Genomic DNA, 12,498 nt, shown 5'->3' on the forward strand with positions numbered 1-12,498 from the left:
CCCGGCACAAGCCACATTTCGATTGTCGACGGATATGGAAATGTTGTCTCATTAACGACAACCATTGAAACTGGCTTTGGCTCTCGGGTTATGACCAATGGCTTCTTGCTGAATAACGAACTGACCGACTTCTCAAGGGCCCCCGAAAAAGACGGTAAGATCATTGCGAACCGTGTCGAGGGCAACAAACGGCCCCGGTCCTCAATGGCGCCGACCATTGTCCTGAAGGATGGTCAACCTGTTCTTGCTATCGGCTCCCCCGGTGGGTCCCGCATCATAAATTATGTTGCCCATTCTATTGTCAGAATTCTCGATTGGAATATGGATCCGCAAGAAGCGTTAAACTACCCGCATATTGTGAACCGGAACGGCACCACGGACATTGAAGAAAACACCCATGCACAAAAAATGGTTCCTGAACTGGAAGCCAAGGGCCACAAAGTCGCTGTCAAAGATTTAAACTCTGGTTTGCATGCCATCCTAATGCAGGACGGCCTATTGATCGGTGCCGCTGATCCGCGCCGTGAAGGCATTGTGATGGGCGATTAAGGTTACTCTTGTGTGCCGGCGATCTGTCGCTCCATGATCCGCTGAAATAATCGGGGAGATAAGCGGTTGATCCACCACGCAAATTTTGCCACCCGGCCCACCAATATCATTGGCTGTTTTTTGGCAAAACCTTTCAGGATTGCGTGTGCAGCCGTGTCCGGGTCCATATAGTCTTTTCCATCTGTTGCGGACCCGGGCCTTGCAATGCCCTCTTGTGTAGTTTCAGGCTGCCCGATATTGGTTGCAATAAACGATGGAGCTGCGATTAAGATAGACGATCCGTTTTCTCTCTCCTCTGATCGAAGGGATTTAAAAAACCCTTCCAAGGCATGTTTGGAGGCGGCATAGGCCGTGCGATGATACAAAGGCGTAAAGCCAGCAACTGAAGAAATAACCAGATGGGTTCCTTTGGCAATCCGCACAGCCTCTAAAAAGTGTCTGACCATGGACACCGCTGCGAAATAATTGACATCAAACACTGCTTTATGGCTATCTTCTGTCGATTGATCAAAGGCCATGATCTGGGTGACGCCGGCGTTATAAATGATCAAATCAAGGGACTGGTATTTTCCTAAAATCCGGTTCGCGGTTTTCTGCAATTCATCGGGATCGGTCAAATCACAGGCAATGGGCCATAGCGTGTCACTTTCATGCAAACTGCTTATATCAAGGTCCAACGCAATCACTCGCCAGTTTGCTTGCTGCAACTGTCGTATCAAGGCTTTTCCCAAGCCGCCGGCCCCACCGGAGATTAACGCTGTTTTCATAAGCCCGCCTGCTCTTTCCACAGTACAAACACCTGTTCACTAGTGAGTTCCGGGGTATATCCAAATTCTTCCTTCAGCTTTGTATTATCCAGAACCGGGCGAAATTGAAGGAACCGCACTTGCTCAGGACCATATCGTGACAAGCCAATGGGACGGGCGATCCCTAAGCCCAGCTTTACGAGCCAAGCAGGCACGCGGCGTATTTTCTTGCCCAATATTCGCCCAAGGTCACTCACCCCCAGCGCACCGTCCCCGGCGACATTAAATATGCCGCACGCACCGTCGGTTGACGCCCGGATCAGGATGCGCGCCAAATCCTTTGTCCAAATAAAAACAAAGGGACTTTCATATCCAGAAAGACCGAGCAAGCGATCCTTCTTAAACAACGCCGTTATCTGATTGTCTGTTTCGGCGCCCAGAATAGTCCCCACGCGCAAAATTACCTGCTGCAAATCCGGCGACTGTGAACGCGCCTCCGCCAGCATTTCCTCAACAAGCCTCTTGTGATGTGCATAGGCGAATTCAGAATTGCCGCGAATTGGATCTTCCTCTTTCAAGGGCACAGAATTATCGGCATGATAGCCATAAGCCGCCCCCGATGACGTAACAACCAACCGCTGAACCTTGTATTTGATTGCTGCCTCCAGCACACGCCGGGTGCCGCCCACATCCACGTCATAGGCCAGACGATCAGTCATTCCTTTAGGTGGTGATACAATAGACGCCAGATGAAGGATCACATCCGGGCGTTCCTCTGCGATAACGCACTCGACCTCCGGCGACGTTACATCCATTTTTCGAAACTGGATGTGATCAGGCAAAGTAGAAATAGGAACAATATCGGTTGCAATAATCTGAATTTCGTCGGATTGCTTCCATTCTTTCAAAACGGCGCGGCCCACCAGTCCGGCACCTCCGGTAATCAAAACCTTCATCGCGCTGCCTCCGACCGGGAAAACACATAGGCCAACGCCAATCCCGAAATTGCGTGCCAGATCCCCCAGAAAGCAGCAACGACGGCCATTCCTCCCAAACCATCAAAAAAGGCAAAAATCAACACCAGACCCAACGCTGAATTTTGAATGCCTGTTTCAATTGTGACAGCACGCCGGTCAAAGGGCGACAATTGTCCAAGGGTCGCCGTGATCCACCCCCCGCCCAAGGCCAGCGAATTGTGCAAAATAACCAAAGCGGCCACCGCCCCGGCAAACTTCACAAAAAATTCCCAGTTTACCGCCAGCGCGATGACTACAAAGCTTACGAAAATCGCCATGGAAACCCATTGCAATGGGCGACGCAAACGGGCGCTAAAGTCAGGGGCCCGTCCGTTCAGCTGCACACCCAGAAACAACGGCAATACCAGCATAAAACAAACGGTAATGGCGATTTGCACTGGATCGAGGGTCGTTTTTCGCAAAATTTCTTCGGTTGGCCCATACAAACCGCCCCAAAAAGCAATATTTATGGGCGTCAGCAGGATCGCTGCAATTGTCGCAACCCCTGTCATCGAAACGGACAGTGCCGCATTCCCACCGGCACGATGCGTGATGAAGTTAGAGATGTTTCCCCCCGGACACGCAGCAACCAATATCAATCCAAGCGCAATAGACGGGCTGGGCTGTATAAGCCAGACCATTCCAAAAGTTAGAACCGGCAATATAATAAATTGGGAAAACAATCCCACAAGAAGAGGTTTTGGAGCCCGGCGCAGCCGATGAAAATCATCTGGGGTCAGATCCAACGCCACCGAGAACATAACAATTGCCAGAATAGCATTTAGTAAGGTTAGGGATTGCGGACTGAAATTCAAAAGAACGTCATCAATACCGGTCATGACGCGGCCCCTTTTAGCGTCTCAATCCATCCGGTTACCGCTTTTCGATATGTTGCCTTATCGACATAATAGGCCATGCGCGGTAAATCGAGATAAGCCATCCCGCCTGTCGCCCGTTCAAATCCTGAAGATTTCTTTTCTTTTAAGGCACTGGCGGCCGCAGTCCCCTCTTGCAGCCCTTTGAGGTAACGACCAACCATTTCAGCCTGTTCATGGCGCCCCTGCCACCCCAAACCACTTGCTTCAACCATGCCCAGAACGAACAAATCATCTCGCTCCGGATGGAAGCAATTTAGGTATAAATGCGGCGCATCATTCTTCCAGTTCAAAAGATCTTCCTCAATGAACGGATAATGTAATTTATAGCCCGTCGCCGTCAGGATCATATCATAATCACTGACACTGCCGTCCTTGAAGAAAACTGATTTTCCCTCAAACCTTTCAATGTCTGGCTTAATCGTTATATCGCCATGCCCTGCATGATACAGCACCAGGGAATTTACAATCGGATGACTTTCATAAAGTTTATAGGACGGTTTAGGGAACCCATATTTCTGCGGATTTCCGACAAACCAGCTCAGGATAAGTTGATCAATCGGACGCTTTAACCACATCGGTAGTTTAATCATCCCTCCCAGCGTATCCGCAGGTTTGCCAAAAACATATTTGGGCACAAAATAATAACCGCGGCGCAAGGACAGATCACAGCTTTTGCCGTGATGAATAGCGTCCACTGCAATATCACAACCAGAATTACCCGCGCCAACAATCAAGACACGTTTGTCTTTGAACTGCTCCGGGTACCGGTAAGAGCATGAATGTATGATCTCGCCCGCGAAATCCCCTGAAAATTCAGGAATATTCGGTTCAGAAAGTGTCCCGTTCGCAATCAGCACACCGTCAAAAACCGCCTCGGCCGCCCCCCCGTCTGTTTGCCAATAGACCCGCCATCCGTCGCCGTTTTCTCCAACAGGCTCGACGCGGGTAACTTCCGTTCCAAAAAGATAATTGTCCCGTAACTTATAATGATCCGCAAAAGCCTGAAAATATGATTTCATTTCTCGATGAGACGGATATTCAGCGGCTTTTTCAGGCATGGGGAAGTCTAAAAACTCCGTCATTTTTTTTGAAGAAATCAAATGTGCCGTCTCATACATGGTCGATTTGGGAGCTTCAATATCCCATAACCCGCCCACATCCGTATGCAATTCAAACCCTTGAAATTCAATCCTCAATTCCGATAGTATTTTGGCCATTGCCAGCCCCATTGGCCCGGCGCCAATCAGGGCATATTTTTTAGTTTTTTTGTTCATCCATCCTCCCGGTTGATGTTTAGATTGAACAATTGTATAACATTAGGCAAGTGTTTTTTAGCAGGAGAGATTGTTGTTATCCCCCAGAAAAAGAGCCCCCTCAGCCCGATCCCTGGAAACAAAAAGGCGCATTCTGGATGCCGCCGAGCGCATTTTTTCGGAAAAAGGGTATGATGGCTCTAACCTACGAGAAATAGCCACGCTTGCGGATGTCCCCGTTGGATTGGTCCAACATCACGGTGGGAACAAGGAAGAGCTGTTTGCCAAAACGGTAAAGCGCCGCGCAGAAGAGCTTTCAGACATTCGAATACGGGAACTGGAAAAATTGAAACAGACAGGAGAATTGTCTGTTCGAACGATCATGGATTGTTTTCTAAGGACCCATTTCAAATTACTAACACAGGATGGACCCCACTGGCTGTATTACGGGCGATTGATCGCCCATGTTTCGGCTAATCCGAAATGGCAGTCCCTTGCCTCGGAATGCTTTGATCCGACCACGCATTTATTCTTGGACGAAATCCTAAAACTTCATCCGCTTACTGTTCGCTCTCGCGCAGCGACAGGCCAGATTTATTCCGTTGCCGCGTTATTGGCGTTCTTTAATGCAAGCTGGCGTATTGAAACCCTGAGCCCCGGAACAACCGAGATGGATATCGAGGACATGATCGATTTTTGTGTCGCCGGCATGGAAACGCTATTAACAAAGCAGTCTGGGCATATAAACCACATTTTGTAGATAAATTCTCCTTCTGTGCTTTGCCTGAATTCCCGGATGATGTAGAAACCAAACCATGGGAATTAGTCGTTAAGGGGCGCATGTGTGACGACACTTATTATCACGGAAAAAACGTCACAGAAAAAAGATCTGGCGGCCGCAATAGGCAATGAGTACGGTCAAATACTCCCGGCTGAGGGGCATCTTTTAAGTCTGCAGGAACCTCTCAGTGTGAATAGCGCTTGGGGAAAATGGTCTTTTGACTTGCTGAAACCTGATGATTTTTACCCAACCTGCCCGGCGCCAGATGCTTCCCCTTCAGCGCGCGGGAAACTAAAAGCCATTGAAGAGGCCTTAAAAAAGGCGAGCCGGGTCATTCTGGCGACTGACTGTGACCGGGAGGGGCAGCTGATCGGGGAAGAATTGCTCCGTCACTATAACTTTCAAGGCCCTGTCGGACGAGCGATCTTCACCGCACAAGACGAAAAAACGCTGCGTCAGGCTTTTGAAAATCTGGAACCCAACGAAAACTACCTCAATTTGGGTCAGGCAGCCCTTGCCCGCCAGCAAGCCGATCAGGTTTACAATTTATCGCTAACACGAGCCGCAACTGTGGCATTGAAACAACCCGGTGAATACGGGGCCATTGGTATTGGGCGGGTCAAGACACCAACCATGGCCATCGTCTGTATACGGGAATTAGAAATTCTGGATTTCAAACCCGCAGATTATTATCACCTTGTGGCAACGGCCAACACGACCGCTGGGAAACTGGATCTAAGATACGCCCCGAAAGAGAAAATTCTGGATCAGGCACGGGCTGAAAGCCTTTGCGCTCTCGCCGATGGATTTGAAGGTCCGATAAAGGCTGTAATGAAGGTCAAGCGGACCAAGCCGCCAAAATTATTGGATCTGCCCGAACTTCAAAAGATCTGCGCCCGCAAATGGGGATGGTCTGCCACAAAAACGCTGGATGTTGCGCAAGAGCTATACGACGGCGATGGCAAGAAAATTCAAACCTACCCGCGTGCAGAATCAAGATATCTTGCGGAAAACCAGATCGCCGACATTGATGAAATAGTCAAAGGCCTTAAAAGTCTGGAGCAGTATCAAAATCTGGATATGGGAAAACCCGAAATTCGCAAAGGGAAAAGCGGACATTTTTCCGACGCCGGTTTAAAAGGCGTCTCCCACCACGCGATTATTCCCAATAAAAACACTATGGACCAAATCGCCAGAATTTATCCGCGCCTTTCAGACGATGAGAGGAAAATGTTTGATCTTGTTTCAAGTTCTTATCTGGCCATTCTGCTTCCTGATTATGTTTATCAGTCCACTACAGTTTCCCTGCCTGTCCCCACCCCTGAAGGCGAAGAGCTTCTGTTCAAGGTAACAGGAAACATTCCCAAAGAGCTGGGCTGGCGCACCATTTTCACAGATGAAATGGAAAAGAAAGAGGATCATGCAGGAGAACTGCCCCCAGTGCAGGATGGTGATATTGTTCGTCTCTCCCCCGTTATCCTTGACACAAAGAAAACGAAAGCCCCTTCCCGTTTCAATGAAGGCTCGTTAATTGACGCCATGCAAAATGCCTGGCGGTTTGTCTCTGATAAATCGCTTCAGGAACGTTTGAAAGAAGCAAAAGGCATCGGCACCCCTGCGACACGCGCGGCAATTATTCTGGGGCTCAAAAAGCAGAACTTTATCACCCAGAACGGCAAACATATTGTGCCGACACCGGCTGGCTTGGCACTTTACAAAGCCCTTAAACAAGCCGCACCAGAACTTGTTGACCCCGGCGTTACGGCCCTTTGGGAAATGAAACTTGATGACATTCTCGAAGGAAAGCAAACCGCCCGGCAGGTTTGGGATGAAATCGGCGATGCAACCTCTCGCCTGATTAGCGTTATCCGGGATAATGCGGCGCGCGTTCCTAAAATCATGACAGGCGTTGCCCCTCCGAAAGACAGGGCGAAGTTTGGTAACGGCAAACCCACGGAAAAAATGATCGCAACAGCGACCTCAATTGCCACGCGTAAAGGGATTAAGGCCCCTAAGAAATTTGATACCGATTTTCAGGTTTGCAAAGATTTTCTGGATGAACATCTTGGTGGCAACCCATTGATTGCAATTGAAAAACGATTGGGTAGCGGCTTAATTCGCGGTTTGGGTCCCGTCGCGGCAAAGGCAGTCGTCGCAACCTTTGGCGTTGATGCACTTTCCATTGTTGAAGACACGCCGGAAAGATTATCCGAAGTCAAAGGCGTTGGCCCGAAGATTGTTACCGCCGCCGTTGAAAGAAAACAGGCAAAAGAAATCGGTAAACAATTGGCAGAATACGGGATTTCCCGTCATTTCGGACTGCGGTTATCCCGCTGCTTCAAAGAAGAGGCGCTAACACTGGTCCACGAAAAGCCCTACGAAATCCTGAAAGCAGTCAGTTGGTTTGGGTTCGATAATGCAGACAAAATTGCCTACACAATCGGATTAAGCCCTGACGACCCTGCGCGGCTGCAGGCAGCATTGCTTCAAATGCTCAACATTCCTCGCGAAAAGGGCACACTGATTGCCCCGCTGTCCAAACGTTTGAATGTCAGTCCGGTCAGTGTTGAAAACACGCTAAAAACAGCACTTTCAGAGAAGTTAGTTGTTGAAGAAGAACGAGACGGCATTCTGTATGTTGAACGCAGAGACACCGCCGAAACAAAAGAAACCCTGGGCACGCTTTTAAAAAGCCTGAGCGGCCACATGCCACCGTGGCAACCGTTTGATACAATCAAAGCTGTTCAATGGGCACAGGAACAGACGGACACAGTGCTAGAGCCGACCCATACCGAAATTCTGTCGTCTATCCTGTCTCGGAAAGCAACCGTTCTTTTATCCAACAAGAACGATACTTTATCTTGTATTATCAACCCACTAATTCACATTCTTAACGCAAAAAAAGTAACGACCAAAATTGTGACAGCGTTTCAATCCGCTGCCACGTCGGTGAAAACAGCTTTGGACGAAAAAGCAGAGCCCGTTTTAAAAGTGCTGGGGTGGGATGAAGCTACGCAGGACTTTAAACATTCCGCCCAAAAACCTCTCAAATGCCAATTCCTCATTCTCTTTTATTCTGATGATATGGATCCCGAGCATTTACGGGCCTTATTGACTGCCACCCCGAAAGAAGCTGCGGTTCTGATCCTTCAAGAAGAGAGGAACACTTTCTTCGAAATGGCCGCCTACCCGCTGGAAGAGCGTTGTCGCCGCCTTCAATGGTCAATACTGAACAATCCTTCGAAACCTGTGGACAGCAACAGTCAAAAAGCACGGGCGTTGGCCTCTCTGTTCAAAACAGGGGAGTGTGTTGAAGAATTTCCGCCGTCCGCGGAGGCCGACTTTTTCATTTTATCAACACCGTCAGAAGAAAAAGCATCAGCAACGGCACTGGAACTTATTCACAATCGTTTGCCGGCAAAATTTGAAGTTGATTCAATTACAGACATCCAGCTCCTGTGCGATAAAGCGGCAGGACCCGCCGGTGTCAACGCGTTCAACAAACAGGCAATCCAGCTTCCGCAGAAAGAGAAAAATCCGTCCTCTGTAAACCGCTTTGGCCATCTGTATAAATCGAAAAGCAAGATCATACTCACACAGGACGCAATAGATAAAGGCCTCGGCAAAGGTGAAGTTGGCATTATTAAAAAAATTGATGCCGAAGCCCAGTTGGCCAAAATCAGCTTTTCAGGAAAATCGCTGGAGTTTGAATTTGATGAATTGGACATCGTCGCTCCTGCCTATGCAATACCCGCAACTACTGGCACGGTTTCAGAAAGCAAAATTATCGTCGTCATAAGCAATTCAACGACAAGAGCAGCCCCGCTGTATCGCGCCTTAAAAAATGCCACTGAGCGGGTTATCCTTGTGGAGTATCCTGCATAAAAAAAGGCGACACTCCAATGGACTGCCGCCTTCTCGCTAGGAATTATTTATCGGACTAATCTGACGCATTTTTCTTATTGCGTTTCAGGGCGCGAAAACCACCGTCCTTTTTGCCGCCATCAGCCGAAGGTTTTTTCTTCAGGCTCAGCTTTTTGTCTTTCGGTTTCCGATTGAATTTACCGAAGTCCTGATCTGTATCCGACGCTTTAGAACGCTTCGCAGTATCTTTTTTAGAAGCTCTTTTAGGGGCGTCAGCGTTTACAGTCTTGTCTGTTTTTTTAAACCGTTCTGACGGATCTTCAGGTTTTCCGAAGCGTTTATTATAAGCGAAATCAGCACCACTTGAAGGTTTGGCATTCCGGTCTGTCATTCCAGACTTGTCCCGTGATCGATTGTCACGTCCCTTAGCGCCATCCCGCTGATCGTTTTTCTTAAAAGGTTTTTTACCCTCGGTATCCCGGTCATACTTTTTCTTCGGCCGATCAAAGGCGGCCTCTGGTTTACGATATTCTTTCTTCTGGGCATCATCACCGGCGTCAGATTTGCGATGATATTCTTTGCCTGCATCCCGGTTTTGAACAGGCTTTTTGTCAAACTCACGACGCGGGCCGCGACGTTCAGATTTTTCACCGCGCTCCGGCCGTGGTCCGCGATCGGCGCGCGCCGGACGGTCAGGGCGTTCTGAGCGGCGCGGACGACCTCCTGCTTCCTTAAAAACAGGTTTTTTGTCCAGTTTTTGAACATCAACCGTTTTTTCCATCTTACGGCTGGGGCCCAATGCTTCCAAAAATGCATCCACGCACTTGGCCTCCAATTCAACGAAGGTTTTCTCTTCCTGAATTTTAATGGAACCAATTTCGTTTTTGGTAATATGTCCCGCCCGGCACAGCATCGGCAGCAACCAACGCGGCTCGGCTGTATGCTTACGACCCACAGAGAGTTCAAACCAAACGCCATTGGTAAAGTCCTGACGCTCTTTTCTTGTGCGCTCGCGATCCGGGGCAGCCTGATCCAACAACTCTTCCGCAGCGGGCTTTGATGTGTGATGGATGCGAACAAGGGCTGCTGCAATCTGGTCGGCGGAATGTTTTTCCAGAAGCTCTTTAACGATCTCCTGTTCATCTTCCTTAACCGGCTCAGTCAAACAGGCATCGTTCATGAACCGCTCGCGGTCTTTCGCAATGACATCTTCCAATGACGGCGGCTTTTCCCATGTGGCTGTTACTTTAGCATTGCCAAGCAACCGTTCGGTTTTACGGCGCCAGTTATACGGAACGATCAGGGCGCTAACCCCTTTCCGTCCCGCGCGTCCTGTTCGGCCACTTCTATGTAGCAAAGGCTCCGAACCACGGGGCAGGTCTGCATGAATAACAAGTTCAAGATTAGGCAGGTCAATACCACGGGCGGCAACATCGGTTGCCACACAGACCTGCGCCCGTCCATCCCGCATGGCCTGAAGGGCATGACTACGTTCGTTCTGGCTAAGCTCGCCAGAAAGCGCGACAACCGAAAACCCGCGATTATTCAAGCGACTTGTCAGTTGATTAACATTTGCGCGGGTCCCACAGAACACAATGGCGTTCTTTGCATCATAAAAACGGAGAATATTGATAATCGCGTTCTGGCGATCATTCGGCGCAACCGTCAATGCTTTATATTCAATATCTTGATGCTGTTTTTCTTCCGCTGCGGTAGAAATACGCATGGCATCCTGTTGATACCGTTTTGCCATGCTGGCGATCGGCCGCGATACAGTTGCCGAAAAAAGCAGAGTCCGACGGGTTTTTGGAGACGTATCCAGGATATATTCCAGGTCTTCACGAAACCCCATATCCAGCATTTCATCTGCTTCATCCAGAACAACGCATTTCAGACCGCTTGTATCAAACGCCCCGCGTTCGATATGATCCCGCAACCGTCCGGGTGTCCCCACGACGATATGCGCTCCCCGATCCAGGTTTCTACGCTCTGTCCGGATATCCATCCCGCCAACGCAGGAAACCACAGAAGCTCCCGTTTTGGCGTACAGCCAGTCAATTTCACTTTTAACCTGCAAAGCAAGTTCTCTGGTTGGGGCAATGATCAAAGCAACCGGTACTTCGGCCGGTGCGAACCGGTCCTGCGCCTCCAATAAAGTTGGGGCCATCGCAAGACCAAAAGCCACAGTTTTACCGGAACCGGTTTGGGCGGATACCAACGCATCCCGTCCATTTAGTTCAGGGGTTAGCATTGCCGTTTGAACGGGGGTCAAGTCCGTATAACCGCGTTCTTCCAACGCGGTTGCCAGTGGCGTCATAACGCCATCATAATTTGTCATCATTTATCTTTCGGATCACAGGTCTCTTGCCCTGAAGTCATATATAATTTTCAGGAGGCTGAACAGACCGTCTGATCCGCAGCATCAAGCAAGTTACTGGGGTTCTAATACTAGAATACGGGAAAGTAAAGAAAAGCCGACACACAAAACAATTTTTCGTATTTTAATTAATCTGGAAAAACAATGAAAAGGCTTCCAATCAGTCCGAAAACACCTCTCCGCAAGAAGCCTGCGCACTCTACTTTAGTCGTATCGACTTTCGATTTTTATCGCGCGCTTTGACCGTGTTTGACAAAATGGAATTATAAATTACTTTAATATATAATTCAGGACATAAGGTAACTTTACTACTTGGACAGGCGGAATATTTTAACCAAAAAGCATTAATCCCAAATGTGTCGTATTGTTTGTTTACTCACGGAATTTTAACACCATCTCCGTATTATATATATTATATATCATATACCTTAACAAATGGCGTTAGCCCTTTCACCGTATTGGACAAAAACAAGATGCTTTTAAAGGCGTTAGGCTTCAACAAAATAAAGAGCAACTGGAAACAGTTCTCAAAAAAGGTTTCAAAGTCGGGAGCCAAATCTGTTACTCCACTGGACAAACAGAACGATCCTGACAAGAAAAAAACCTCCTCCCAAACAACAACCGAAGAACAGCTTCTTGAGGAGCAAATCAAACATCTGATTGATGGCAACGAGTTTTTGGTCAACGGAAAAATCAGCCTGATAAATTTGGCAACGATCAAGGCTAAACTCGGTGATAAGTGGGAAAAATACTCCAGCTATATACACACCTTTGCAGAAAAGGTATTTCAACAACGCCTGACACCTCATGATATTTATTATCGGGTCGGTGATGACGCTTATGTCTTTGTTTTTGATAGCCTCTCAGAAGAAGAGGCCATCATAAAATGCTCTCTGATTGCGAAAGAGATTGGCGAGCAGGTGATCGGTGATGAATGGTCAACGTCACAATATGGGGCGACTGTTTCTGTTACCAGCTCTGAGGGCGAAACGCTTCTTGAAGAAAAATCGATGGCCGCGAGTATTGTGCAAAGT

General features: G+C 48.5%; 8 protein-coding genes and 1 pseudogene. 4 read left to right on the forward strand and 5 right to left on the reverse strand.

The window, feature by feature from the left end:
• Positions 1-549, forward strand: a 549-nt coding sequence (locus tag ACJAYR_RS17270) for a gamma-glutamyltransferase (RefSeq protein ID WP_415237754.1), incomplete at its 5' end; no start/stop codon positions are given.
• Between the two features lie 2 nt (positions 550-551).
• Here ACJAYR_RS17270 and ACJAYR_RS17275 read toward each other — a convergent pair.
• From ACJAYR_RS17275 to ACJAYR_RS17290, 4 genes are read right to left on the reverse strand one after another with little or no spacing between them, the layout of a single operon-like run.
• The gene (locus tag ACJAYR_RS17275; RefSeq protein ID WP_415237755.1) at positions 552-1,316 is read right to left on the reverse strand and encodes an SDR family NAD(P)-dependent oxidoreductase; all 765 of its coding nucleotides are present in this window, start codon (positions 1,314-1,316) and stop codon (positions 552-554) included.
• On the reverse strand, positions 1,313-2,251 hold the full coding sequence (locus ACJAYR_RS17280; protein ID WP_415237756.1) for an SDR family oxidoreductase: 939 nt from the start codon (positions 2,249-2,251) through the stop codon (positions 1,313-1,315). The genes ACJAYR_RS17275 and ACJAYR_RS17280 overlap by 4 nt, the downstream gene beginning before the upstream one ends.
• Positions 2,248-3,150 carry a bile acid:sodium symporter family protein gene (locus ACJAYR_RS17285; protein WP_415237757.1) on the reverse strand — a complete coding sequence of 301 codons (903 nt, stop codon included), beginning with the start codon at positions 3,148-3,150 and terminating at the stop codon, positions 2,248-2,250. The genes ACJAYR_RS17280 and ACJAYR_RS17285 overlap by 4 nt, the downstream gene beginning before the upstream one ends.
• The gene (locus ACJAYR_RS17290; protein WP_415237758.1) at positions 3,147-4,463 is read right to left on the reverse strand and encodes a flavin-containing monooxygenase; all 1,317 of its coding nucleotides are present in this window, start codon (positions 4,461-4,463) and stop codon (positions 3,147-3,149) included. The genes ACJAYR_RS17285 and ACJAYR_RS17290 overlap by 4 nt, the downstream gene beginning before the upstream one ends.
• A 73-nt stretch (positions 4,464-4,536) precedes the next feature.
• On the opposite strand from ACJAYR_RS17290, the gene ACJAYR_RS17295 reads away from it, so the two are divergent.
• Positions 4,537-5,202: a TetR/AcrR family transcriptional regulator gene (locus ACJAYR_RS17295; RefSeq protein ID WP_415237759.1), complete on the forward strand. Its 666-nt coding sequence runs from the start codon at positions 4,537-4,539 to the stop codon at positions 5,200-5,202.
• A gap of 84 nt (positions 5,203-5,286) precedes the next feature.
• Positions 5,287-9,108: a DNA topoisomerase gene (locus tag ACJAYR_RS17300; protein WP_415237760.1), complete on the forward strand. Its 3,822-nt coding sequence runs from the start codon at positions 5,287-5,289 to the stop codon at positions 9,106-9,108.
• Positions 9,109-9,478: 370 nt separating this feature from the next.
• On the opposite strand, the pseudogene ACJAYR_RS17305 reads toward ACJAYR_RS17300, so the two are convergent.
• Positions 9,479-11,425 (reverse strand): annotated as a pseudogene (locus tag ACJAYR_RS17305) (DEAD/DEAH box helicase); the annotation flags it as partial.
• Between the two features lie 512 nt (positions 11,426-11,937).
• Here ACJAYR_RS17305 and ACJAYR_RS17310 point away from each other — a divergent pair.
• A partial coding sequence (locus tag ACJAYR_RS17310) for a hypothetical protein (RefSeq protein WP_415237761.1) occupies positions 11,938-12,498 on the forward strand: 561 nt, incomplete at its 3' end.

Source organism: Sneathiella sp., assembly GCF_047631475.1.
Lineage (GTDB): Bacteria > Pseudomonadota > Alphaproteobacteria > Sneathiellales > Sneathiellaceae > Sneathiella.